Origin of the sequence: Microvirga sp. TS319 (assembly GCF_041276405.1) — a bacterium.
In the GTDB taxonomy this organism is placed as follows: domain Bacteria; phylum Pseudomonadota; class Alphaproteobacteria; order Rhizobiales; family Beijerinckiaceae; genus Microvirga.
The window spans coordinates 3845813-3871261 of sequence record NZ_JBGGGT010000002.1 but is presented as its reverse complement, the minus strand read 5'-3'; the positions used below and the strand labels follow the sequence as shown (position 1 = coordinate 3871261).

Sequence of the window (25449 nt, the reverse complement as noted above, 5' to 3'; positions counted from 1 at the left end):
ATCGACCTTTCGGCCCGTCGCGTCAATGGCTTAGGGCCTCGATTGTCGGCTGAAGCGAAGCGGCCTCTAGACCCCGAGCGTCTCCGCTCTCAGGGCCTCGTCGGCGATCAGCTCGGCCATGTCGCCCTGGAAGCGCATTTCCCCGCGCTCGATCACCATGGCCCGGTCGCTGATCCCGGCGGCAAAGGCCCAGTTCTGCTCGGACAGAAGCACGGCCACGCCCTCGGCCTTCATGGTCCGTATCGCCTCGGCCATCATCTGAACGATCACGGGCGCGATCCCCTCGGACGGTTCGTCCAGGAGAATGGCGTCCGGATTGCCCATCAGGGTGCGGGCGATGGCCAGCATCTGCTGCTCTCCCCCGGACATCTGGTTTCCGCGCCGCCCGCGCATCTCGGCGAGATTGGGAAAAAGCCGGAAAAGTCGCTCCGGCGTCCAGGGCGAGCGGCCGGAGCCGGTCTCCTTCCGGCCCGCCTCCAGGTTCTCCTCCACGGTCAGGTCCGTGAAGATGCGCCTGTCCTCGGGCACATAGCCGAGGCCCAGGCGGGCGATCCTGTAGGTCGGCAGATGGGAGAGCGAGTGTCCCTTGAAGCTTGCTTGCTGAGCGGTCGCGGGCACGAGGCCCATGATGGCCTTCAAGGTCGTGGTCTTCCCGGCGCCATTGCGGCCGACCAGCGCCAGGACCTCACCCGGATGCAGCCGGAACGTCAGGCCGAACAGCACCTGAGCACGGCCATAGGATGCGGTGAGATTCCAGATTTCCAGAAGCGGCTCGCTCATGCGGGGCTCAATCCTTTCGGCCGTTCCACCGCATGAGCGTCGCCGAGATAGGCGCGCCGCACGTCCGGGTTCTGCCGGATGTCCTCCGGCGATCCCGTGGCGATGATCAGGCCGCGCACGAGCACGATCACGCGTTCCGCATGGCCGAATACCACATCCATGTCGTGTTCGGTGAAGAGGACGCCGATGCCTGCCGCGTCCGCAATGGAGGCGGTGAGATCCATGAGGTCGGCTCTTTCGCGCGCCGCCATGCCGGCCGTGGGTTCGTCCATGAGCAGCAGTTTCGGCTTGCCGGCCAGCGCCACGGCAAGCTCCACGCGCTTCACGTCGCCATAGGCCAGAGCGGAGCAGGGGCGATCCGCAATCTCGGCCATGCCGACCTGCGCCAGCAGGTCCATGGCCTCTTCGCGATATCGGTCACGGGCCGGACCCCACAGCGCCTCGCTTTCACGACGGTGACTGACGAGCGCCATCTGCACGTTCTCCGCCACGCTCATGGACAGGAAGGTCTGCGCAACCTGGAAGGTGCGTCCGACGCCGAGCCTGAAGCGTTTCTGCGGCGAGGCGGCGGTGATGTTCTGGCCGTCGAGCATCACGGCGCCCCGGTCGGGGCGCAGTTGCCCGCCGACCATATTGAAGACGGTCGACTTGCCGGCTCCATTGGGGCCGATGATGGCGAGCATCTCGCCGCGTTCGAGCGTGAAGCTCACATCCCTCGCGGCCGCCACGCCGCCGAAGGACTTGCCCAAATGCTGGACGGACAGGAGGGTCATGCCGGCTCCTCCCCCCATGCGCGAAGAGTGCCCACGATGCCGCGCGGGAAAACGAGCACGATCGCGATGATGCTCAAGCCGAGAAACAGGCGCCAGAGGGTCGTGAGCGGCATGATCTGGTCGCGCAGCACGTGCAGAACGCCTGCGCCGACGAGCGGGCCGGAGATCGTCTGAATGCCGCCGATAAGCAGCATGGTCAGCGCATCGACCGACGTGGGAATGCCGAGCAGCGTCGGATCCACCGAGCCGCGCGAGAACGCATAGATCCCGCCGGCGAGGCCCGCGGCTGCGCCCGCGAGGGTGAAGGCGAGCCAACGATGACCTCGGATGTTGAGCCCGATGGCCTCGGCACGCGCCTCGGAGTCGCGCGCGGCGCGCAGCGCATAGCCGAAGGGAGCGTTGATGACGCGCGTCAGCAAGAGAGCCACGATGGCCGTGAGAGCGAGCGTGAAGAGATAATAGGCTGTCTGTCCGCTCGCCCAGGCGGGAGGCCAGACCCCGACGATGCCGTTGTCGCCTCCGGTCACATCCACCCATTGAAAGGCAACGGCAAAGACGATCTGCGCGGCGGCAAGAGTCATCATGGCAAGATAGATGCCGGACAACCGCACGACGAACGCGCCGATGACGGCTGCGCCGAGAGCCGCAAGCAGCAGGCCCGCAGGCAGCGCCGCCTCCATGGGAAAGGCGAACCATTTCACGGCGAGCGCGGCACCGTATGCGCCCAGGCCGAAGAATGCCGCATGGCCGAAGCTCACGAGGCCGCCGACCCCGATGAGAAGCTGCAGGCTGAAGGCGAAGAGTGCGAAAATCAGGATCTCGGTGGCGACCTTCAGCATATAGGCGTCGCCGATCAGGGGAAGGGCCGCGAGAATGCCGATGGCCCCGATGGCAGCCGGTATCGCGTAAGGCGGTCGCTCGCGGCTTGCGATGCCGACTGCGTGCGTGCCCCCGATCACCTCGGGACGGCCGAAGAATCCGTAGGGGCGGATTGCGAGAACGACCGCCATGAGCAGGAACACCACGACCAGCGTGCTCTTGGGAAAGATCAGGATGCCGAAGGCCTGCAACTCGCCGATGACGAGCGCCGCCAGGAAAGCGCCGGGTACGCTGCCCATGCCGCCGACGACGGTGACGACGAAGGCTTCCGCGATGATCGAAAGGTCCATGCCCGCATGAGCCGACACGCGCGGGATCTGCAATGCGCCGCCCAGCCCCGCCAAGAATGCGCCGAGAAAGAGCGTGCCGGTGAAAAGCAGCGCCTGGTTCACGCCGAGGGCCGCGATCATCTCGCGATCCTGCGTGGCTGCCCGCACCAGGATCCCGAATCGCGTCCTGCGCAGCAGGAACCAGATCAGGCCCAGCACGATGGGGCCGGCTGCGATCAGCACGAGCTCGTAGGATGGAAACCGCCGGCCGAGGATCTCGACCGGGGCGCGAAGGCCCGGCGCCCGCGGGCCGAGGATGTCCTCGGGGCCGAAAATCAGGATCGTGACGTCCTGCACCACGAGCACGACACCGAAGGTGGCAAGCAGCTGGAAGAGTTCCGGCGCGCCATAGATCCGGCGCAGGAGCAGCACTTCGATCAGCACGCCGATCAGCCCGACGACGATGGCGGAGGCCAGGATGCCGGCCCAGAAGGCAAGGGGGCCGAAGGAGAGTTCGAGCAGCCGCGGCACGAGCGTCGCGGCCGTGTAGGCGCCGATCATGTAGAGCGAACCATGCGCGAAGTTCACGATCCGCGTGACGCCGAAAACGATCGTGAGACCGCAGGCGGTGATGAAGAGGGACGATGCGCTGGACAGCCCGTTGAGAGCCTGAATGGCCAGGAAGGAAGGGTCCATGTCCTACTCTCTCAACGGGTGCCGTTCGCGCTCTGGCGTCAATCCGTCAGTCCTTGCGGGCAGCCTTCACCTCGGCTTCGCTCGGCATGAAGGACGTGCCGTCCTGGTAGGTCCAATCCGTCATGCCGCCATTCGCGCCCTTGAGCACGAGCTTGCCGACCCAGGCGCCCATGGAGGCCTGGTTGTCGATGCCGCGCATGGTGACGGGGCCGATGACCGTGTCGAATTTCGCATCTTCGAGCGCTTTGATCATGGCGTCGGTGTCGACCGAGCCCGCGCGCTCGATGGTGTCGCGGATCATGTAGACCACCATGTAGCCCAGGAGCGAGCCGAGTCGCGGCGTGTCCTTGAATTTCGCCCGATAAGCATCGACGAAGGCCTTGTGCTTGGGATCGGTGATCTCGTCCCAGGGATAGCCGGTGACCGTCCATCCCTCCGGAACCTCATCCTTCAGCGGCAGCAGCCATTCGGGCTCGCCCGTGAGGAGCGAGAGCACCGTCGCGCCTTCGAAGAGGCCGCGCGTGTTGCCCTCGCGCACGAATTGCGTGAGGTCCGGGCCGAAGAGCACGTTGAAGATGCCGTCGGGCTTGGCCTGCTCCAATGCCGAGACGGTGGAGCCCGCCTCGATCTTCCCGAGTGCCGGATACTGCTCGGCGACGATCTCGGCCCCCGGCACACGCTCCTTGATGAGGCGCTTGAACACTTCCGCCGCCGATTGGCCGTATTCGTAGTTCGGCGCGACGATGGCCCAGCGCTTCGCGCCGGATGCCTTCGCGCGGTCCACCAGCATGCCGACCTGCATGTAGTTGCTGGGGCGGATACGGAAGGTGTACCGGTTGCCCTGGGCCATGGTGATGGCATCGGTCAGCGGCTCGGCGGCGATGTAGAGGATCTTCTTCTGGTTGGCGTAATCCGCCATGGCGATGCCGACATTCGACTGGAAGGATCCGAACAGCAGGGACACGCCCTCGCGATTGACCAGTTCGTCGGCGACGCGGGTGGCATCGCCCGTGGTCGCCCCGTCGTCGCGGGAGACGATTTCGAGCTTGCGGCCGAGCACGCCGCCCTTGGCGTTGATCTCGTCCAGCGCCATCTGCCACCCGTTGCGGTAAGGTACCGTGAAGGCGGCCCAGCGCGCATAGGAGTTGAGCTCGCCGAGCTTGATGGGGGCCGGCTGTGCCTGGACCGCCGGGCCGGAGAGCGCGAGAGCCAATCCAAGGGCTAGCCAGCGGGTCATCGATGCCTTCGTCATTGTGCGGTTCCTGTCTCGAGGATCGGCCTGGATGTAGGGTCTTTCGCTACCCGAAGAAAGGCCAAACTGCCAAGGTTACCGGATTCATACCTTGCATGTTCCGGGAGAGGAATGACACATTCTCTGTCCCGTTCCTCATTTGCCGTGACGCTATGCTTCTCGATGCCGATCCCGCCCGCGCCTTCATGCCTTACCCGGCCGTCCCCGTGCCTCAGACGGAGCGCGGCTCCCTGTCCGGGCTGACCTTCGCGGCCAAGGACCTGTTCGATGTCGCAGGCTATCCGACCAGCTGCGGGTCTCCCCACATGCTGGCGATGTCGGGGATCAAGACCCGCACCGCGCCGACCGTGCAGAGGCTCCTCGACGCGGGGGCACGCCTCGTGGGCAAGACGATCACCGATGAGCTCGCCTTCTCCATGAGCGGCAAGAACGCTCATTTCGGGACGCCCGTGAACGGCGGCGCACCCGATCGCATCCCCGGCGGGTCGTCCTCGGGTTCGGCGGCGGCCGTCTCCAACGGCCTGTGCGATTTCGCCCTCGGGACGGATACGGGCGGTTCCGTGCGCGCTCCGGCGAGCCATTGCGGCCTCTTCGGAATCCGCCCGACCCATGGCCGGGTGAGCCTGGAACTCTGTCACGATCTCGCCCCGTCCTTCGATACATGCGGTTATTTCACCCGCGACGGTGCCACCTTCGTGCGGGTCGGCGAAGTTCTGCTCGGCGCCGACAGCAATCCGCTCTCCTCCGACCCCGCCGTTCTTCTGGCGAAGGATGCGTTCGGGCTTCTCGGCCAGGACGTGAAGGATGCCCTGGCTCCGGCCGCCCATCAGGTCGAAGCGGTGCTCGGCGCGCCCGAGACCGTGACCGTCGCCACCGAGGGGTTCACCTCCCTCTACTGGGCCATGCGCTACATCCAGAGCCGGGAGGCCTGGGGCATCGACGGGCCCATGATCGAGCGCTATCATCCGCCCCTGGGACCGGGGGTCGCCGACCGGTTCGAGTTCTCGAAGGCCGTTACCGATTCGCAGGTGACCGAAGCTCAGGTGATCCGCAGCGCCTTCCGGGCTCGCTTCAATGCCCTCCTGGCACAGAATACGGTGCTCGTCCTGCCGACCATGCCGGATGTGGCGCCGCTCCTCTCCGAGACCGACGACACGCTCAACGACTATCGCAACAAGGCGCTGAACCTGCTCTGCCTGTCGGTGCTCTCCGGCCTGCCGCAGGTGTCGATCCCGCTTGCCTCCCGGCAGGGCGCGCCGCTCGGGCTATCGCTCATGGGGCCGGCCGGTTCCGATCTGAGCCTCGTGAGCCTGGCGCGCCGGATCGCGGACGGAGCGTTCGCATGATTGAACCGTGCCTGCCTTGTCCTCGTTACCGACAGGCACCGTTGCCGGCTGGCAGGCCGATCTGAAAAAGGGGACATCATGACCAATCCCATCGTCCACCCTCACATGCCCCATGTGGCGGTCGCCAGCGCCTGCCTGCTCGGCGAAGGACCCGTGTGGGACGATCGCTCGAACACCCTGTTCTGGGTCGATATCAAGAACCCGGCCGTCTGGCGCTACCACCCGGAGACGAACGAGCACTCATGCGTTGTGGCCCCCGAACGCATCGGCTTCATTGCGTTGACGCCCGACCCCGATGTGGTGATCGCAGGCTTCAAATCGGGGCTCGGACGCTTCAATCTGAAGACGAGGGAGGCCGAGCCCGTCATCGCGCCTGAGAAGGACAAGCCGGGCAATCGCATCAACGACGGTTATGTGGGACCGGACGGGGCGATCTATTTCGGCACCATGGACGACGACGAGTCGGATGAGAGCGGCTCCTTCTGGCGCTGGGACGGCAAGGAACTCACCGAATTCCAGTCCGGCTTCACCGTCACCAACGGCCCCGCCTTCAGCCCGGACGGGCAGACGCTGTATGCCACCGACACGGTGAACGGCATGATCTATGCCTATGACGTCGATAACGGGCAGGCCGGCGGGCGGCGGCGATTCGTGCATTTCGAGGAAGGGTGGGGGCACCCGGACGGCATGGCCGTGGATGCGGAAGGCTATGTGTGGGTCTGTCACTGGGGCGGCTCGCGCATCACGCGCTTCGCGCCCGATGGGTCGGTCGAGCGCACCGTGCCGGTGCCGACCGCCCAGGTGACCAAATGCGCTTTCGGCGGTCCTGATCTCACCGCGCTCTACATCACCACGGCCTCCGTCGGGCACGATCCTCACGTGGATCCCATGGCGGGCCATCTCTTCAGGGTCGAGACCGGCGGCATCCGCGGGCTGAAGGCCAACATTTTCCAGGGGTGAGATCATGGCGATCGAACGGTTCGGGTCTGCGGAGGGAGAGGACGTTCTGCAGATCACGCTGACCGGTCCCGACGGAGGCGAAATGCGGGTGCTGACCTGGGGCGCCGTGATCCGCGACCTCGTCGTGCCCACTCCCATGGGGCCGCAGAGCGTGCTCCTGGGGTTGAATACCATCGAGGACTATATCGCCCATTCCCCCTATTTCGGCGCCATCGTCGGCCGCTATGCAAACCGCATCGGGAAAGCGCGGTTCACCCTGGGGGACCGGACCTACAGGCTCAATGCCAACGAGGGAATCAATCAGCTCCACGGTGGCGTCATGGGCTTCGGAACGCGGCTGTGGAGCATCATCGAGCAGAGGCCGTCCAGCGTCACCTTGAGCCTCGTTTCCGAGGATGGCGACATGGGCTATCCCGGACGTCTCGTCGCCACCTGTACCTACAGCCTTCTGGCTTCATCGACCGTAAGGATCGAACTCACGGCCACGACAGACCGGCCGACCCCGGTCAATCTCACCACGCACGGCTATTTCAATCTCGACGGCAGCGCCGACATTCTGTCCCACGATCTGATGATCGCAGGCGATTACATCACTCCGACACATCCGGATCTCATCCCAACCGGAGAGATCAGGCGCGTGGCGGACACGCCATACGACTTCACGACATCAAGGCCGATCGGCGCGGCGGAGTTCATGCCGGAGCCGGCACTCTACGACACGAACTTCGTGTTGCGAGGCCCTTATGGGGTACTCCGTCAGGCTGCGACGCTCGCCTCCTTGAGAAACGGCCTGAAAATGGAGCTCTGGACGACGGAGCCTGGCCTGCAGTTCTATGACGGACACCTGATCAGGATGCCGGTTCCAGGCCTGAACGGTGCACAATACCGGCCTCATGCGGGTCTTTGCCTGGAGCCCCAGAGATTTCCCGACAGCCCCAATAAAGCCCATTTTCCATCGTCAATTCTGGAACCGGGGCAGGTTTCAAACCAAGTCAGCGAGTTGAGGTTCTCAAGCTAGAGCATCGGACGTGAAAAGTGGAATCCACTTTTGGGATTGAATCCGATGCTTCCTCCTAGAGAAGCGCATCGTTTGCGCGGAAAACCGGGTCCACTTTTCCGCACGATGCTTCCTTCCTGGAAAGAGCGCATCGTTTGAGCGGAAAACCGGGTCCACTTTTCCGCACGATGCGCTACGGGAACTTCACTTCGTGTCGGCCGTTTTTCCCTGCGGCGTTGCGTACAAGAAAAACACCAACCACGAAGGGGATGCTCCCTATGCCTGTGCTCGATGCGAAAGCCCTCGAAAACGATCCTCAAGGAATGGCTTTCCTCTTGAGCGTATTGCGCCCAGTGCCTGTCGCCCCGACGGAGCCGAGGGAAGCTGCCCCGTCGAGACGCCTCCCCCAGAACGTCCGGATGCATTTCCGCCTGTCCAGCCGACCGAAGCAGTTTATGCCCGATCTGGTCTAGAGCCTCGGACCCAAAAGTGGATTTGCACTTTTGGGACCCCATCCGATGCTCCCTTCTTGGAAAGAGCGCATCGTTTCGCATCCCGACCGTCGAGCCTTAAGCCGCCAGCCCGCGCTTGGCCAAGAGCGCGTCTGCGGTCGGCAGACGTCCCCGGAATGCCGTGTAGGCTTCAGCCGGATCGCGAAGATTTCCGGCGGAATAGATGAAGCGTTTGAGCTTCTCGGCCATTTCCTCGTTGAAGGCATCCCCGGTCTCCTCGAACGCCATGAAGGCATCCGCGTCCAGAACCTCAGACCAGAGATAGCTGTAATAGCCCGAGGAATAGCCGTCGCCCGAGAACACGTGGGTGAAATGAGGTGTGCGATGGCGCATGATGATTTCGCGCGGCATGCCGATCTTATTCAGCGTGTCCTTCTCGAAGGCACTAATGTCGAGATCCGTTACGTCCTTGCGGCGATGCAGCTCGAGATCGACGAAGGCGGACGCCAGATACTCCACCGTGGCGAAACCCTGATTGAAGTTTCTCGCCGCCATCAGGCGCTCGAGCAGTTCCTCCGGCATCGGCTCGCCGGTCCGGTAATGAGTGGCATAGCCGCGAAGGATCTCGGGCTGCGATAGCCAATGCTCGAAGAGCTGCGACGGCAACTCCACGAAATCCGTCGAAACGGATGTGCCCGCGAGGAGCGGATAGGTCACGTTCGAGAGAAGCCCGTGCAAGCCATGACCGAATTCATGGAAGAGCGTGCGCGCGTCATCGAAGCTGAGCAGGGACGGCTCCCCCGCTCCGCCCTTCGCGAAGTTCATCACGTTCACGATGATGGGCCGCACGTCGCCTGTGAGCTTCTCCTGCGACCGGAAGGCACTCATCCAGGCGCCGCTGCGCTTGGAGGAGCGCGCGAAGTAATCGCCGATGAAGGTGCCGATAGGGGCGCCGTCCGCATCGAGCACCTGCCAGGCGCGGATATCGGGATGGTATTTCGGGAAATCCTCCAATTCCCGGAAGCTCAGGCCGAAGAGCCGGTGCGCCGTCTCGAAGGCAGCTTCGATGATCCGGTCGAGCCGGAAATACGGCTTGATCGTCGCTTCGTCGAGATTGTGACGGGCCATCCGCACCTGATCCGCATAGAAGCGCCAATCCCACGGCTCGATCACGATATTGTCGCCTTGAGCCTGGGCGAGTGCCTGCAGATCGTCCCGCTCGGCCTCCGCACGGGCGCGGGCGGGGCTCCATACATCGTTGAGAAGCTTCAGCACCGCGTCCGGAGTCTTCGCCATGGTGTCGGACAGCTTGAAATCGGCGAAGGTCTTGTGACCCAGCAGCCTCGCGCGCTCGACGCGAAGCGCCGCCATCTCGGCGATGATCGCCTTGTTGTCCGTCGGACCGTTGTTGTCGCCGCGCGACGCCCAGGCCTTGAAGGCCTGCTCGCGCAGATCGCGCCTCCTGGAAAACTGCAGAAACGGCTCGATGCTGGAGCGTGAGAGGGTGATGACGTGCTTGCCCTTCAGGCCGCGTTCTTCCGCAGCCTGTGCCGCGGCTTCGCGCAGAAAGGAGGGAAGACCTGCGAGATCCTCTTCACCCTCCAGCACGAGCTGATAGGACTTCTCGTCGGCGAGCACATTCTGGGAGAATTGCGTGCCGAGGCTCGCAAGACGCTCCGTAATGGCGGCGAGGCGCTTCTTCTCGTTGGGGCCGAGCTTGGCCCCGGCCCGCACGAAGATCGTATGATAGCGGTCGAGCACCCGTGCCTGCTCGCCATTCAGGCCGAGGGTCTCGCGCTGCTCATAGAGGGCCGCGACGCGCCTGTAGAGCGCCTCGTTCATGAAGATGCTGTTGCGGTGCTTGGCAAGAATCGGTGCCATCTCGCGCTCGACGGCCTGGATCGCCTCGTTCGTATGGGAGCCTGCGAGATTGAAGAACACGCCGCCTACCCGCTTGAGCGTCGCGCCGCTCCGCTCCAGAGCCTCGATCGTGTTGACGAAGGTGGGAGCTGCCTCGCTCTCGGCAATGTCCGCGATCTCGGCTTGCTGTTCGGCCAGGGCCCGATCGAAGGCCGGTCTGTAATGCTCAGGCGCAATGTTTTCGAAGGGGGGAATGCCGAAGGGAGTATTCCAGGCAGCAAGGAGAGGATTGCCCGAGAGGTTCGCGTTGGACGCCATCGTTGAGGTGCTCCGCCTGATCGTTTTCTGTTCCAAGTCTTAGAGCATCGAACGCAAAAGTGGGAACCGGTTTTGCGTGAAAAGATGCTCAAGCAAGGGGAGCATCGTATGTGGGTTCGATTTAACACCCGATGCTGTAGAAGCCTCAGCCGCCTATCGGAAGAGGTGCGGTGTCGGCGCCGGTCAGATAGCGGCGCAGAAAAGCAAGCGCTCTGTGCATGGCATCCTTCTCGGCGGCGCCTCGGAAGCCATGGCCCTGGCCGGGATAGACCTTCACCTCGTGCGGCACGTTCTGCTGCCGAAGCAGCGCCTCCACTGCGTAAGCGTTCGCCACCGGCACGATCGGGTCGGCCGAGCCGTGCAGGACCAGCGTCGGGGGAAGGCGCGGCGTGGTGGCGATGGCGCCCTGAGGCAGGGGCCCGAAGTAGTTGACCAGAGTCTTGACCCGCCGGTCCGTCGAGGAGACCGCAAGGCCGAGGGCCGCGCCGAGCGAAATGCCGATGATCCCGATCCGGTTCGCATCCGCACCGGGATAGGTGGTCGCGAAGGTGAGCGCATCCTCCACCGTGTCCATCCAAGGCTTGAAGTTTTGGAAAATCGTGGCGAAAGAGGCCCGTCTCTCGCCGGTGCGGTCAAGGTAGTGGACGAGATGGACCTGGTAACCTGATGCGGCGACGCCCCGCGCGCCTTCGCGATATTGATTGTTGTAGCTCAAGCCGTCTGCGCCATGCAGCATCAGCACGGACGGTTGCTGCCCCGCTTTCGAGGTTTGAAACGTGTCCACGGCAATGGTCTTGCCGCCGCTGGTGAAGGTGTTGCGCTTTTCCTGAACTGGCATCGCGTGGAATGAATCCTACTGGGCGTGAAGAAGGGACGGGGAGGCGGCGAGCGCTGCCCCGGCCAGAAGGCTGCGTCTCGTGAGCGGCATAGGGGCTGGACTTCGGGACTGGGCTTCGTGGGAATGAACCGAGATCATCTTCAAGATGGGAGTGGGGCGCGGCGGTTGCAGATGGCAAAAGGTCCCAGCTTTTCGGGATCTTCCCCCGCCTGACAACGGCCAAGGATCGTTTTGCCGGTTCCGCACGTTGTCTGCTGAGCCGCGAGATTGTCTCGCAGCCAGCAGAGACCTTGAAACGATGCGCCCTGCCTCCGATCCAGTGCCGCCTCCCGAGCAGGAAATCGAGCCTCCGGGCGTTCCGGGGCTCTCCGGACTGATGACCCTGGCCGTCGGCGTCGTCGTCCTGGCGGGGCTTTACGTGGGCCGTGAGGTCTTCCTGCCGATGGTGCTCGCCATCCTGCTGGCCTTCGTGCTCGCTCCTTTTGTCGATCTGATGCGGCGATGGCATCTGGGGCGCGTGCCGTCCGTCATCATTGCCGTCCTCGTGGCTATCGGGATCATTACCTCCGTCGCTGGCGTGATCGGCTTTCAGCTCGCCGGTCTCGCCTCGGACCTGCCGCGCTATCAGACCACGATCGAGAGAAAGATCGGCTCGTTGCGCGAGGGAAGCCTGGGCAAGCTGCCGAACATGCTCCGCGATTTCGGCCGCCGGTTCGACAGGGCTGTCGGCGATCAGCAGGAAGCGGGAGCCCCGTCCTCACCCGGCACGTCCGCGCCTCCGGCCGAGGAACAAAAGCCGATGCCTGTCGAGGTTCATCAGCCCGAGCCGACACCGTTTCAGGTTGCTCGCGACCTCCTGCTGCCCCTGCTCAAGCCTTTCGCAACCATGGGCATCGTCTTCGTGGCTCTCGTCTTCATCCTCATGCAGCGGGAAGACCTGCGCGACCGCATGATCCGTCTTTTCGGATCGAGCGATCTGCACCGGACGACGGTAGCCATGGACGACGGCGCGCGGCGTCTCAGCCGCTATTTCCTCACCCAGCTCGCGTTGAATGCCACCTTCGGCCTGATCGCGGGTATCGGCCTGTGGGTCATTGGAGTGCCGAGCCCCGCATTATGGGGCGTCTTCGCCGCATTGATGCGTTTCGTTCCGTATATAGGCTCGTTCCTTGCGGCGGCGCCGCCGGTTCTGCTTGCGGCCGCCGTCGATCCCGGCTGGTCCATGGCGATCATGGCAGCGGCGTTGTTCGTGATCGGCGAACCGCTCATGGGACAGGTGGTGGAGCCTATCGTCTACGGGCAGAGCACCGGTCTCTCACCCTTCGCGGTCGTCATCTCGGCCATCTTCTGGACCTGGATCTGGGGTCCTGTAGGGCTGCTGATCGCAACGCCGCTCACGTTGTGCCTCGTTGTGCTCGGGCGTCATGTGGAGCGGCTTGAGTTTCTCGACGTGCTGCTCGGCGACAGGCCTGCTTTGACACCCGCGGAAAACCTTTACCAGCGCATGCTCGCGGGCGATCCCGACGAGGCGCTGGACTCGGCGGAGGTTCTTCTGAAGGAGCGTTCGCTCACATCCTATTACGACGAGGTCGCACTCAGAGGCTTGCAGCTTGCCGCCAACGATGCCACGCGCGGCGTGCTCACTCATCGACAGCTCGATCAGGTGCGGGCGGTCGTCAAGGCGCTCGTGCAGGATCTCGGCGGCCATGAGGATATCGAGCCTCCACCGCACGAGACCCGGGATGAGCCGGTTGCCTCTCCCCAGAGCGAGAAGCCCGCCATCAAGGAGCCCGCCGTCGTGGGGGAGATGCCCCATGAGGACAGGATCGGCGCAGAATGGAAGGCCGAAGGGGCCGTCATGTGCATCGCAGGGCGGGGTCCCCTCGATGAGGCAGCCTCCGAGATGCTGGCTCAGCTTTTGAACAAGCATGGGCTCGGGAGCCGTCTCGTGCCGCACGAGGCCGTCTCACGCTCGGGGATCTATAATCTCGATATGACCGGCGTTCAGATGATCTGCATCAGCTATCTGGAAATCCGCGGTACGCCCGCGCATCTGCGCTATCTTCTGAGACGCTTGAGACGGCAGGCGCCAAAGGCGCCCATTCTCGTGGGATTGTGGCCCGCGGAGGACGCGGTATTGAAGAGCGAGGCCATGCGCGCCACGCTGGGCGCTGACTATTACGTCTCCGCGATGCGCGATGCGGTGGTTCAATGCCTGAAGGTCGCCACTGGCGAGGAGGAGCTTCCGCAGACCGTCACGACCGGCAAGGCCGCGAACGTGGCAGCGGCAGGAAAGCGCCTGCCGCTGCCCGCTTGACCTCAAGCCGCTGCTTCGTTCAGGAAGTTCTCGGCGTAGTGGCAGGCCACCAGCCGGCCATCGAGCTCCCGCAACTGCGGACGCTCGACCTTGCAGCGCTCCGTCACATAGGGACAGCGGGTGGAGAACACGCATCCCTTCGGCGGATTGAGCGGCGACGGAAGTTCGCCTTTCAGCACGATGCGCTTGCGCTTCACGCCGGTGATGCCGGGCGTGGAGGAGAGGAGCGCCTGGGTATAGGGATGCAGCGGACGCTCGTAGATCCTGTCCTTCGGCCCATGCTCGACCGCAAAGCCGAGATACATGACGAGCACGTCATGGGCGATGTGCCTGACCACGCCGAGATCGTGCGAGATGAAGAGATAGGCGAGGCCCATCTCCTGCTGCAGATCGGCGAGAAGGTTCAGCACCTGGGCCTGGATCGAAACATCGAGCGCGGAGACCGGTTCATCCGCCACGACGAGCTTCGGTGAGAGCATCAGCGCGCGCGCGATCGCGATGCGCTGACGCTGGCCGCCTGAGAACATGTGGGGATAGCGATTGTAATGCTCGGGCCGCAGGCCCACCTTCGCCATCATCGCGCGCACCCGCTCCTTGCGTTCGGCCGAGGAGAGGCTGGTGTTGATGACGAGCGGCTCCTCGAGGATGGAGCCGACCTTCTTGCGAGGATTGAGCGAGCCGTAGGGATTCTGGAAAACGAGCTGCACCATGCGGCGTAGCTCTCGCGCGTAATTCGACGGCGGATTGACCGCATCGATGCCGTCGAGGGAGAGCTCGCCCTCGGTCGGCTTCTCGATCAGCGTCACCATGCGGGCGAGGGTGGACTTGCCGCAGCCGGATTCGCCCACCACCGCCAGGGTTTTGCCCGGCTCGACGGAAAACGAAATGCCGCCCACGGCCTGCAGGGCCGCAGGCTCCTTGAACAGCCCGCGCTTGACCTTGTAGATCTGCTTCAGGCCCTTGGCCTCAACAACGGGAGCGCTCACGACGCAGTCTCCGTCCGAATGGGATGATCGTGCTGGATGGCGGCGCTCCGGTTCGGGTCGCCGAGCGGATAATGGCACCGGATCTTGCCGCCGGCCCACGAGCGCAGGTCCGGCCGCACATTGCGCGAATGCTCCGTCGCATAGGCGCAGCGCGGGCTGAACAGGCAGCCCTTCGGACGGTCGTAGAGGCCGGGCACGACGCCCGGGATCGTTGCGAGGCGTCCGCCTTCGCTGCGTTCCGGCAGGGCCGCCAGCAGGGCCGCCGTGTAGGGGTGCTGCGGCGAGGCGAAGAGGTCGGCCGCCGAGCGCTCCTCCATGATCTGGCCCGCATACATCACCATCACGCGCTTGGCGGTATCGGCCACGACCCCCATGTTGTGCGTGATCATGACGAGGCCCATGTTGCGCTCCTTCTGGAGCGTCATGAGAAGGTCCAGGATCTGCGCCTGGATCGTCACGTCGAGAGCGGTGGTGGGCTCGTCCGCAATGAGCAGCTTCGGATTGCAGGCGATCGCCATGGCGATCATCACGCGCTGGTTCATGCCGCCCGAGAGCTGGTGCGGGAACGCGGAAAGGCGGCTTTCCGGGGAGGGAATGCCGACCTGCTCGAGCAGGTCGATAGCCCTGTGGCGGGCGGCCTTGCGGTTCATTCCCTCATGCAGGCGCAGGGTCTCCGTGAGCTGGAACCCGATGGTGAATGATGGGTTCAGGCTCGTCATCGGCTCCTGGAAGATCATCGCGACGTCCTTGCCCGTGAGCCTGCGGCGTTCGCGTTCCGAGATCGTCAGGAGGTCGCGTCCGTTGAAGGTGAGCTTGTCCGCCTTCACGCGGCCGGGGTACGGGATGAGGCCCATGAGGGCCAGCATCGTCACGCTTTTTCCGGAGCCGGATTCGCCCACGACGCCGAGAACCTCGCCCTCATCGAGGGTAAGGCTGACCCCGTCCACGGCACGCATGATGCCGCCTTGGGTCGGAAATTCGACCGACAGATTTTCGATTTCGACAAGAGCCATGATCAGCGCTTCAGCTTTGGATCCAGGGCGTCGCGGAGGCCGTCGCCCAGAAGATTGAAGGCAAGAACCGTGATGAGGATCGCAAGACCCGGGAAGGTCACGACCCACCACGCACGGAGCACGAATTCGCGGGCATCGGCCAGCATGGTGCCCCATTCGGGCGACGGCGGCTGCGCGCCCAGGCCCAGGAAGCCCAGGGCTGCCGCGTCGAGGATCGCCGTGGAGATGCCGAGTGAGGCCTGCACGATGAGAGGGGCCGTGCAGTTCGGCAGGACTTCCTTGAACATGAGGCGCGTCGTGCCGGCGCCGCTCACGCGCGCCGCCATGACGTAGTCCTTCGATGTTTCGGTGATCACCGCCGCGCGTGCAAGGCGCACGTAATGCGGCAAAATCACGAGGGCGACCGCGAGCATGGCATTCATCAGGCCGGGGCCGAGAACCGCCACGATGACGATCGCGAGCAGAAGGCTCGGCAGCGTGAGGACGATATCCATCAGACGCATGATGAAAATCTCGGTCAGGCCGCGGAAGAAGCCCGCCACCAGGCCGAGCACCGTGCCGATGACGATGGAGACCGTCACGACCGCGATGCCGATCAGAAGCGACAGCTGCGCACCGAACATCAGCCGGGAGAGAATATCGCGCCCGATCGGATCCGTGCCGAGGGGATGAGAGATCGAGCCGCCCTCCTGCCAGAATGGAGGTCTCAGGGCGATGGCGGTGTTCGTGAGGTTCGGATCGTGCGGCGCGATCACGGGCGCCAGCAAGGCGACGAGCACGACGGCGACGATGATGATGAGACCGGCGACGGCGCCGTGATTGGCGCTGAAATAGCCCCAGAACTCACGCAAGGGGTGGGGAGGGGTGGCCGTCGGGGCCGCGACGGCCGGGGTTTCCATGGTTTCAGTGGTCATCGCGTATGCCTGATGCGAGGATTGATAAGGCCGTAGGCGAGGTCGACGAGCAGGTTCACGCCCATCACCACGACGCCGAGCAGCAGGGCGCCACCCTGCAGAACGGGATAATCACGCCGGAAGATCGCGTCGATGAGCCATTTTCCCACACCCGGCCAGGAGAAGATGGTCTCGGTGAGGATCGCGCCGGTGAAGAGCACGCCGATCTGCAGGCCGATCACGGTCACCACCGGGATGAGGGCGTTGCGCAGCGCGTGCAGGGCGACGATGCGGAAGCGGGAGAGGCCCTTGGCCTTGGCGGTTCGGATGTAGTCCTCGCCGAGGACTTCCAGCATCGCGGAACGGGTCATGCGGGCGATCACGGCGAGCGGCACCGTGCCAAGCACGATGGTCGGCAGGATGAGATGCTGGACCGCCGACCAGAATGCGCCTTCCTCGTCGGAGAGGAGCGTATCGATGAGCAGGAAGCCGGTCGTCGGCTCGATGTAGTAGAGGACGTCGATGCGGCCGGAGACCGGCGTGAGGTCGAACTGAACGGAGAAGACCAGGATGAGGATGAGACCCCACCAGAAGATCGGCATGGAATAGCCGGTGAGCGAGATGCCCATCACGCCGTGGTCGAAGATGGAATTTCGTCGGAGCGCCGCGATGATCCCCGCAGGCAGGCCGATGATCAGCGCGAAGAGGATGGCGCAGAGGGCCAGCTCGACGGTCGCCGGAAACAGGGCCTTGAACTCGCTCAGAACCGGTTCCTGCGTGATCATCGACTTGCCGAGGTCGCCCTGCAGGACATGGGACAGGTAGATCCCGTATTGCACGAAGACAGGCTTGTCGAGGCCGTATTCCTTCAGCAGTTGCTCGTGGCGGGCGGGGTCGATGCCGCGCTCGCCGGCGAGAGTTTCAATGGGATCCCCCGGCACGAGGCGGATCAGGAAGAAGGCAAGCAGCGTGATCCCGAGAAAGGTCGGGATGATCAGGCTGACACGGGTGAGGATGAATCTGAGCATCGTCTGAATGTAAAAAAGCGGAGCGGCTGAACGAGCCGCTCCGCTATAGGTTGAGTGGGAAGGCTTACTTGCCCTTGATGTCCACGCCGTAGAAGGTATGACGGCCGAACGGCGAGAGCTTGAAGTCAACCACTTCCTTGCGGACCGGCTTCAGCTGAACAGCGTGAGCGATGGTGAACCAGGGAGCCTGCTCCTTGAAGATCACCTGAGCCTGCTCGTAGAGCTTGGTGCGCTCGGCCTGATCGGTCGTCACCTTCGCCTTCGTCACGAGATCGTCGAACGGCTTGTAGCACCACTTCGCGATGTTCGAGCCGGACGCGCTCGCCGCCGAGGCGCAGCCCAGAAGGGTGTGAAGGAAGTTGTCCGGATCGCCGTTGTCGCCCGTCCAGCCGAGCTGAGCCATCTGATGCTCGCCGGCCTGGGCCCGCTTGCGATACTCACCCCATTCGAAGCTCTTGATCTCGGCCTTCACGCCGACTTTGGCAAGGTCGGCCTGCATCAGCTCGGCGATGCGGCGCGCATTCGGGTTGTAGGGACGCTGAACCGGCATGGCCCAAAGGTCGGTCTCGAAACCGTTCGGATAACCGGCCTCGGCGAGCAGCTTCTTGGCGGCGTCCGGGTTGTACTCGTCTTCCTTCACGGAATCGTTGTAGCCCCACATGGACGGCGGGATCGGGTTCTTGGCCGGAACGCCGGAGCCCAGGAACACGGCGTCGACGATGGCCTTCTTGTTCATGGCCATGTTCACGGCCTTGCGGACGCGGACGTCGTCGAAGGGCTTCTTCGTCGTCTGATAGGCGAGATAGCCGATGTTCAGCCCGGGCTGCTCCAGGATCTGGACGTTCGGGTCCTTCTTCATGGCGTCGAGGTCAGCCGGGTTCGGATACGGCATGACGTGGCACTCGCCCTTCTGGAGCTTGGCCCAGCGCACCGAAGCGTCCGGCGTGATCGAGAAGACGAGGTCGTCGATCTTGGCCTTGCCGGCCCAGTAATCCGGGAACGCCTTGTAGCGGATGATGGCGTCCTTCTGGTACTGCACCAGGTAGAACGGGCCCGTGCCGATCGGATCTTGGTCGATCTTCTCAGGCGTACCGGCCTTCAGCATGGCATCCGCATATTCCTTCGACTGGACGCTCGCCCACATCATGGCGAGGTCGGCCAGGAACGGAGCCTCCGGGCGGTTCAGGGTGACGCGGACCGTATAATCGTCGACCTTCTCGACCGACTTCAGCAGGGCGGGCATGCCCATGTCGCCAAAGTAGGAGTGGTTCGGGCTGGTGACCTTGAAGTACGGATTGTCTTCCTTCCACTGACGCTCGAACATGAACACGATGTCGTCGGCGTTCATCTCGCGGGTCGGCTTGAAGGTCTTGTTGGAGTGCCACTTCACGCCCTTGCGGAGGTGGAAGGTGTAGACGGTGCCGTCGGCGGACACGTCCCATTTCTCGGCGAGGCTCGGATTGACCTTCGTGCCGCCGCGCTCGAACTCGACGATGCGGTTGTAGATCTGCTCGCTGGCGTCGAACGACGTGCCGGTGGTGTTCACGCCGGGATAAAAGTTCTCCGGGCTGCCCTCGGAGCAGTACACGAGGGTTTTGGCGGCCAGCGGAGCTGCGGCCAGGAAAGCCGGAACGCAGATCGCTGCGAAAAGGGCTGATTTCTTCATTCTGATGGTCCTCTGAGACGGCGCTACTCGTGGCCGTTCTGTGACGAAGTTAAGGTGCGAAGCCTCAATAATGTCAATCTGTCCCAGCAACCTTGGCTAATTTTTGGAATAAATTTACCATTTTGTGCCCGTTTGCGCAGTTTCTTTTAAGAAACGAGCCGTTTCAAATTTCCGAGATTCTACGGGCTCTGGGGCGTGCCGGGCCGCAAGCCATCCACAGCGGGCGCATGTCGCGACAATTCCTGCCTGAAATAGGGGGCGGAGTGCGGCTTCCGTAAGGGCAGGATGCGCGTTGGAGCTGGCCCGGCTGCGGCCAATGGTCCTGAAACAGCGGGCGGGGCAGTCGACTCCCCGCTTAAGGCCCGTCCCATGGGGTGGGCCGGGCGCTTGGACTACTGGCGAGCGGGAATTCTCGCTTCCATCACCGCGTTCAAGCCGACGCTGGCGTCTTCGGAATTGCCGGTGCGCTGCACTGCACGGAAGACTTTCTCGGCATCCTGGTAGCGGCCGAGTTTGTAGTAGGACCAGCCGCGGATCAGCATGAGGTCGGTCTGTTCCGGCACGATCCGGGCCCGCTCGCTCAGGGCCAGGATGGTTTCGACGTAGCGCCCGTTGCGATAGGCGGCGACCGCCCGCTGGCTGAGGATCGAGGCGCTCAGTTCGATGCGACGCTCACCTGTCTGCGGCGCCTGGGCCGCAGCCACGGCGGCCTCGGACGTCAGATTCTTGCGCAGGTAAGCGAGAGACTTTCCATAGGCCGCTTCTTGACGGGTGCGGCCGCCACCCCTCCGAATGGCTTCGTCGAAGGCGCTGACCGCTTCCAGGGGACGGTTGGCCTCCATCAGGCACCACCCGAGGGTAACCGCAGCGCCGGGGGCAAGCCCCTCCGGATTGCGGGTCACGAGGCAGCCGCGGCGTGCCCCTGTGCGTGTCTCGACCGTCACGGTCCGTGGACGGGTCTCCACCGGAAGGGAGCTGGCCTCTACGACCGTGCGCGAGGTTTCCGCCCGCGCCGGAGCGGGGCGCATCGGGACCTGCGGAAGAGTGTCCGCGGGCTGAGCCGTCTGGACCGATGGGATGCGCTGCGGGGCCGCCCGGGGAACGGTGCCGTCTGCAAGATCCGCGATCCGCTCCGACCGGTCGCGCCATTGGGCCACGATGGTGCTGAAGCCGGCCCGGTCGTTCAGGCGCTGGGTGGTGAGGGCGAGGCCGTAGGCCGATGGTTCGTCGTCGGCCCGCCAGTCGAGAGCCTGACGGAACCAGCCCCGGGCCGTCTGAAACTGGCTCGTGTTGTAGGCATACCAGCCAAGCGCCTGAGCGCCGTCCGGGAAGCGCTGGCTTATGACGATGGGCACGATGCGGGCCACGATGCGCGGCTCGAGGCGCGGCGGCGGGTCCTGGGACAACAGGGCCGTGGCCACGTCGAGATAGACCTTCATGTTCTCCGGGGCTTTGTCGCGCCAGTCATAGGCGAAGGCCTCGGCCTCGGCGAGACGCTCGAGCGCCCGCAGGGACATGGCGTAGCCTTCCGCAGCCTTGTTCCCGCCCTTCCGGTTGAGAGCGGTCTTGAACAGGTCGAGCGCTCGCGCGGGATTGCCGTGATGATAATTGTACCAGGCCAGGACCAGAACCGGGCCGGGCTCGTCCGAGTTGCGGGTCATGCGCTCGACGACGGCAAGATCCTCTGCGGTTGCAGTCATCTTCTCGTCGTTCGATGCACGCTCGACACGGCGGCGCGCCAGTTCCTCGCGGATGGAATCGAAATTGTCGGGTTCGTTGCCGGTTTTACGCTCGAACTGCAGCAGGTCCGCCACCTGGTTGTCCGGCAGAAGGCCGAGGGCTTTCTGGAGGGTCGCAAGGCGCTCGCCGGGGTTGGCGCAATTGGTGAGGAGATAGGTATAGACGTCCCGGCCGCGGTCGGATTGTTCTGTCTTGACGAAGGCCTCGGCGACACGCCAGAGCACGTCCACGTTCACGCAGGTGAGAAGATTAGGATTCTCGGTGGCGATCGTCAGCACCGTGCGCCATTGGCCGGAATCGAATGCATTGGTGAGCCGTCGGCGCGCCTCGGTGGTCTCGAGGGCCGTCGTCAGCTCCTCCGGCGGCTTCCAGTTCGGGTTCGACGACTGGCGTTCCGCAATGGCCGCGCGCACCTCGGCGATGCGGTCCTCCTTATAGAGATTCCACAACCGATCGATGATCGGGTCGACCGTGACCGTCCCGGAAAGCTGGGACATGTCGCTCGGCGGCGTCCAGTTCGGGTAGAGCGCGCGAAGGCGGGCGATCTCCGCATTCACACGGCGCGTGTCGCCCTGGGATGCGAAGTAGCGCAGCGCGGACTCGTCCACCTGCGGCTGACTGCTCGAAGGAGCAGGAGAAGCCGCAGGGGCGGGGGCAGGCGACGGAGAGGGCGTGGACGGGGATTGACCGCCTTCCTTTCCATCCTGTTGCGCGATTGCCGCGAAGCCCAGAATAAGGACCGCAATCGTTATGGCACTGCTAACTAGACGCATTGCGGACGTTTTTCACCGAGCCAGGACTTCGTTATCAGATACAGGGTCGACGGATAGTAGAGCTGGGGATCGAACGTCTTCAGCTGTCCGGGAACAGGCGTTCCGTCCAGCGCACAGGCCAGTGCAGCCGAGAGAAGAGCATAGCCCTGATCGTTCGGCCGCTCCCGGATACTTCCTGTCACGACGTTGACGATGGCAACCCCCTCGTTCTCTGCAGACCAGCGCTGCTTGAGAGCTCGCAACCACTCCAAATCGGTCATTCCTGCCCGGAGAAGGTAAAGCGGTATCCTTAACGAGTTGTAACCGAACTCCGGAGGAAACCCGTCTGCGGGCTTGGTCTGCATTCTGCTTTGAATGGAGATCCAATCGGCAGGGAGCCGAATCCGGCCGGACGTGGCCTGCTGAAGCAGTTCGACACCTTCCCGCCAGACGCGGTTCCACTCGTATTCCGGCGCAAGGCTCGCGAGCACGGGGAATGCTTCGAAGATCCAATAGGACAGGTTGACCACCGGTCCGTCCGGGCGCTCGCCCGCGCTGAAGCCTTCGGCGCCCGGCAGGAGGAAGACGGATCCACGATCGCGCCCGAAGGTGTTCTTGCCAATGGCCCTGGCGAGCTTCTGGGCGGCTGTCGTATATCGGGACTCCTTCCAGGCCGCGCCGGCCTTCGCCAGCGCATAGGCGATGAGAATGTCTCCATCGGTCGCGTTGTTACGGTCCGTGACCCGAGGCTTGGCCTTCGGGTCCCATTTCCAGGCGGCCAGTCCGTCGTCGCGAATCAGCAATTCGGTGAAGACGAAGGACCAGATCCTTTCGAAGGTGACACGGTCGTTCGCGGCCAGTGCCAGCAGAAGGCCGTAGCCCTGCCCCTCGCTATGGCTGATATTGCCGTTGGCATTGTCGACGACGCGCCCATCGTCCTCGATGAAGTGGGAGCGATAAGCCTCCCACTCACCCGGCGAAAGCGTACCGACCACGTTCAGGGACTGCACGGACAGGCTCCAGGACGGCGATATCGGGGCGGCGATCGCGATGATCCCGGCAAGAAGCCAGGACAGGCGCCGTGAGTTGCGCCCGACGAGGCTCCTCATGAGGGCCGTCCCAGGCGCTTCAGGAGAAGATACGTTCCGGTTCCCAGAAACAGACAGCACGCTATCATGAGCAGAGCATATTGGAGAATGTTGGCCGACATCCAGTTCGCCGCAACGAGCCGCATGTTCAGCAGGGAAAACGGCTGCGTCTGAACGAACACGTAATCCTGAATCGGCTCGACCTGCAGATTGGATTCTCGCGGGTCGAGAGCGATCGCGCGGCCGGACACTTTCGACCACAGAAGCGGATCGGCCATGCGGGCCATCTCATCGGCCAGAGCTTCCTCCGTGCGGGCGGTCACGAGCGTCCAGACGCCCGCTTCGGGAGTCCGATTCTGCGCGATGAGCAGGGTCGACCGCTGCGGCGGTTCGTAGGGAGTGTCGAGACGTTTGTTGAGCGAGAGGGAGTTGAGGGACAGGCTGAACGTCCGCTCCATCCAGTCCTGCAGGGTGCCGATCGTCTGCTGCAGGAAACCCTGACGGCGGAAGGATTCCGACCAGCGTTTCCGGACTTCGTCGGTCGAGGCCGTGCTGCTGCTGTCCGCCGAGGTCGGCTTCACGGTCATGGAGAAGTCCGAATTCGCAGCCCGATGAGAGGCAGCGTCCGCCTGAAGCGGGGTCGCCGGCCAGACCAGGCGCAGGTGTTCGGAGACCCGCACACGGTTGAGGAGGCCTGCCGGAATCTGTTCGACGGCGCCGATGAAGACCACGGAAGGATCCTCCGCCGAGGCAGCGCTGGCGAATTGGGTCCGCATGGGCGTGCCGGCGTTGCGCGCCATGCGGGCCAGGAACGTACCGGCGGCCGCGATATTCAGCGTGTCCGGACGGGCCAGAACGACGGTGGTCGGAACGTCTTCGTTCGGGAAATGGCCGGCACTCAGCACGCCGAGATCGGGTTGCCGTCCGATTCGGCCGAAGTCGGGGAACTCGAGGCTGCTGGTGTCAAAGAGCACGAAGCGGTTCGTCTCCGACAATGTTTCGCCCGGAGCGCAGCGATCATCCGCATCGGCCAGGAGACCCACTTCCACCGAGACGGTGTTGAGGCCCGACTTGAAGTGCTTCAACGGCAGCCGGATGGCGTGGCGCTTGACGACATCGCCTTGCGCCGTGATCACGAGCTGCGTGCTGATCTTGTCGTTGACGAAGACGTTCACGTGGCTGCCCGGCCTCACCGCCGTGGTATAGGCCGCATCGATGTAGAGGAGCGCCTCTCCGTACTCCGTCGCATAAAAATCAGGAGGGAGATTCAGGATGAACCGGCTCTTCAGACGGCGGCCCGAGAACTCCTGGGTCGCGATACCGAGATCCGCGAAGCGGAAGGAATGGCGGCTGAAGGCGGTTTGAACCTCGGGCCAGTGCCAGGAGGCGGTATCGACGATACCTTGGCCCACCTTCCCCGTGTTGATGGCCTGCGCGCCGATGACGGAGATGGCGGAATCCAGATCGCTCCAGCTCGGACCGGAGACGACGAGGGTCGATCCGATGGAGCCCGGTTCCTGCATCATCATGGTCAGGGGTTGGGCCAGAGCGCTGTCCGGGACGCCCGGAAGCATCCCGCGCAATTCGCCGGCGAGCCCCATCACCACCTTGATGGTCCCGACAGGCGAGGGGCCTGGGTCGGCTTCGACCACCTGGATCACGGGGCGGGCATAGCGTCCGCGCACGGCGATCAACTGCACGAGGCGCAGCAGACGGTCGCGGATTTCGGGGCGGTAGACCTTGGAGGCGACCACGCGGATCGTCGTGACGCCGGAGGCATCGACGCCGACGGCAGGAAGATCCTCGAGGCTGCGCAGGGTCTTCGTGGCGCCTTCGGCAAAGATGAGCTTGGTCGATGCCGAATCGACATCGGTCCAAAGTTCGTAGGTGGCCGCGATGGTGCAGTCCGTCCGGTGACGCTGGAAGGCCTCCATGCGGATGAAGTTCGATCCGGCGCGCAAGAGACCCGGCCGGATCGTGGCGGTGACGCTTTTGATGTCTTCGGAGGATTGGATGGGGGTGTCGACCACGGTCTCGCCGTTGATCACGATCCTCAGCCGGGAGCCTTCCGGCATCACCACAACGGCGTTCTTGTATCCGACCGCGATCGATGCGCCACTCGTGGCCTCGTCCTGGGTCAGATGAAACGTCCAGGACTGCGCATCCGTCTCGCCTTCGAGCCGGATGGTTTCAAAGGGCAGGATCGGGCGCTCGATACGGACCAGGGCAGGGCGGGCCGGTATCGTCGGGACGGAGGGCCTGGATGTGGCGCCCGGCGCAGTCTGAAAGGGCGCCGCGGAGCTCCCAGGAGACGAGGGGCCGCTTTGCGGAACCGGTGCCTGCGGCGCGGGGGAGGAGCCGCGCATGTCGAACGTGCCGGAAGGGGCTGCCCGCTGCGGGGACTGCGGCTGCACGGGCGGGTTCGCGCCAGCCGGCGGCGTGGCGGGCGGCCCGCCCATATTGAAAGGGGCGACTTGCGCCCCTGCCATTCGCACCCCGAGCAATTCGAAGGCGACGAGGAGAGGGATCAGAAGGGAGCGCACGGC

Annotated in this window: 18 protein-coding genes; 4 read left to right on the top strand and 14 right to left on the bottom strand. The window is 64.1% G+C overall.

Features of this window, described 5'->3' with window-relative positions:
* Positions 1 to 66 precede the first annotated feature (66 nt).
* From AB8841_RS27620 to AB8841_RS27605, 4 genes are read right to left on the bottom strand one after another with little or no spacing between them, the layout of a single operon-like run.
* Positions 67 to 780, bottom strand: a complete 714-nt coding sequence (locus tag AB8841_RS27620; protein WP_370438931.1) for an ABC transporter ATP-binding protein — start codon at positions 778 to 780, stop codon at positions 67 to 69.
* Positions 777 to 1553: an ABC transporter ATP-binding protein gene (locus AB8841_RS27615; protein ID WP_370438930.1), complete on the bottom strand. Its 777-nt coding sequence runs from the start codon at positions 1551 to 1553 to the stop codon at positions 777 to 779. The genes AB8841_RS27620 and AB8841_RS27615 overlap by 4 nt, the downstream gene beginning before the upstream one ends.
* Entirely contained in the window at positions 1550 to 3397 is a 1848-nt protein-coding gene (locus tag AB8841_RS27610) for an ABC transporter permease (RefSeq protein ID WP_370438929.1), read from the bottom strand. The genes AB8841_RS27615 and AB8841_RS27610 overlap by 4 nt, the downstream gene beginning before the upstream one ends.
* Positions 3398 to 3443: 46 nt before the next feature.
* A complete protein-coding gene (locus AB8841_RS27605) occupies positions 3444 to 4649 on the bottom strand; it encodes an ABC transporter substrate-binding protein (protein ID WP_370438928.1) in 1206 nt (401 codons plus the stop codon).
* Positions 4650 to 4801: 152 nt separating this feature from the next.
* Here AB8841_RS27605 and AB8841_RS27600 point away from each other — a divergent pair, with 152 nt between their 5' ends.
* The 3 genes from AB8841_RS27600 to AB8841_RS27590 all read left to right on the top strand — a co-directional run bounded on the left by AB8841_RS27600 (position 4802) and on the right by AB8841_RS27590 (position 7973).
* Positions 4802 to 5995 (top strand): amidase, encoded by a 1194-nt coding sequence (locus AB8841_RS27600; RefSeq protein ID WP_370438927.1) that lies wholly within the window; start codon positions 4802 to 4804, stop codon positions 5993 to 5995.
* Between the two features lie 78 nt (positions 5996 to 6073).
* A complete protein-coding gene (locus tag AB8841_RS27595; protein WP_370438926.1) occupies positions 6074 to 6955 on the top strand; it encodes an SMP-30/gluconolactonase/LRE family protein in 882 nt (293 codons plus the stop codon).
* Between the two features lie 4 nt (positions 6956 to 6959).
* A complete protein-coding gene (locus tag AB8841_RS27590; protein WP_370438925.1) occupies positions 6960 to 7973 on the top strand; it encodes an aldose epimerase family protein in 1014 nt (337 codons plus the stop codon).
* Between the two features lie 548 nt (positions 7974 to 8521).
* On the opposite strand, the gene AB8841_RS27585 is transcribed toward AB8841_RS27590, so the two are convergent.
* Entirely contained in the window at positions 8522 to 10582 is a 2061-nt protein-coding gene (locus AB8841_RS27585; RefSeq protein ID WP_370438924.1) for a M3 family metallopeptidase, read from the bottom strand.
* A 145-nt stretch (positions 10583 to 10727) separates the two neighbouring features.
* Positions 10728 to 11420 carry a dienelactone hydrolase family protein gene (locus AB8841_RS27580; RefSeq protein ID WP_370438923.1) on the bottom strand — a complete coding sequence of 231 codons (693 nt, stop codon included), beginning with the start codon at positions 11418 to 11420 and terminating at the stop codon, positions 10728 to 10730.
* Between the two features lie 298 nt (positions 11421 to 11718).
* On the opposite strand from AB8841_RS27580, the gene AB8841_RS27575 reads away from it, so the two are divergent.
* Positions 11719 to 13737 (top strand): AI-2E family transporter, encoded by a 2019-nt coding sequence (locus AB8841_RS27575; RefSeq protein ID WP_370438922.1) that lies wholly within the window; start codon positions 11719 to 11721, stop codon positions 13735 to 13737.
* Positions 13738 to 13739: 2 nt separating this feature from the next.
* Here AB8841_RS27575 and AB8841_RS27570 read toward each other — a convergent pair whose 3' ends face one another.
* From AB8841_RS27570 to AB8841_RS27535, 8 genes are all read right to left on the bottom strand, one after another.
* Positions 13740 to 14723: a peptide ABC transporter ATP-binding protein gene (locus AB8841_RS27570; RefSeq protein ID WP_370438921.1), complete on the bottom strand. Its 984-nt coding sequence runs from the start codon at positions 14721 to 14723 to the stop codon at positions 13740 to 13742.
* Positions 14720 to 15736, bottom strand: a complete 1017-nt coding sequence (locus AB8841_RS27565) for an ABC transporter ATP-binding protein (RefSeq protein ID WP_370438920.1) — start codon at positions 15734 to 15736, stop codon at positions 14720 to 14722. The genes AB8841_RS27570 and AB8841_RS27565 overlap by 4 nt, the downstream gene beginning before the upstream one ends.
* Positions 15737 to 15738: 2 nt before the next feature.
* Entirely contained in the window at positions 15739 to 16650 is a 912-nt protein-coding gene (locus AB8841_RS27560) for an ABC transporter permease subunit (protein WP_370438919.1), read from the bottom strand.
* Positions 16647 to 17657 carry an ABC transporter permease subunit gene (locus AB8841_RS27555; protein WP_370438918.1) on the bottom strand — a complete coding sequence of 337 codons (1011 nt, stop codon included), beginning with the start codon at positions 17655 to 17657 and terminating at the stop codon, positions 16647 to 16649. Before AB8841_RS27555 ends, AB8841_RS27560 begins: the two co-directional genes overlap by 4 nt.
* 64 nt (positions 17658 to 17721) lie before the next feature.
* Positions 17722 to 19323, bottom strand: coding sequence for an ABC transporter substrate-binding protein (locus tag AB8841_RS27550; protein WP_370438917.1), 1602 nt, complete (start codon positions 19321 to 19323; stop codon positions 17722 to 17724).
* 392 nt (positions 19324 to 19715) lie between these two features.
* Positions 19716 to 21671: a tetratricopeptide repeat protein gene (locus AB8841_RS27545; RefSeq protein ID WP_370438916.1), complete on the bottom strand. Its 1956-nt coding sequence runs from the start codon at positions 21669 to 21671 to the stop codon at positions 19716 to 19718.
* A gap of 155 nt (positions 21672 to 21826) precedes the next feature.
* Positions 21827 to 22924, bottom strand: coding sequence for a glycosyl hydrolase family 8 (locus AB8841_RS27540; protein WP_370438915.1), 1098 nt, complete (start codon positions 22922 to 22924; stop codon positions 21827 to 21829).
* The gene (locus tag AB8841_RS27535; protein WP_370438914.1) at positions 22921 to 25446 is read right to left on the bottom strand and encodes a cellulose biosynthesis cyclic di-GMP-binding regulatory protein BcsB; all 2526 of its coding nucleotides are present in this window, start codon (positions 25444 to 25446) and stop codon (positions 22921 to 22923) included. Before AB8841_RS27535 ends, AB8841_RS27540 begins: the two co-directional genes overlap by 4 nt.
* Between the last annotated feature and the right edge of the window lie 3 nt (positions 25447 to 25449).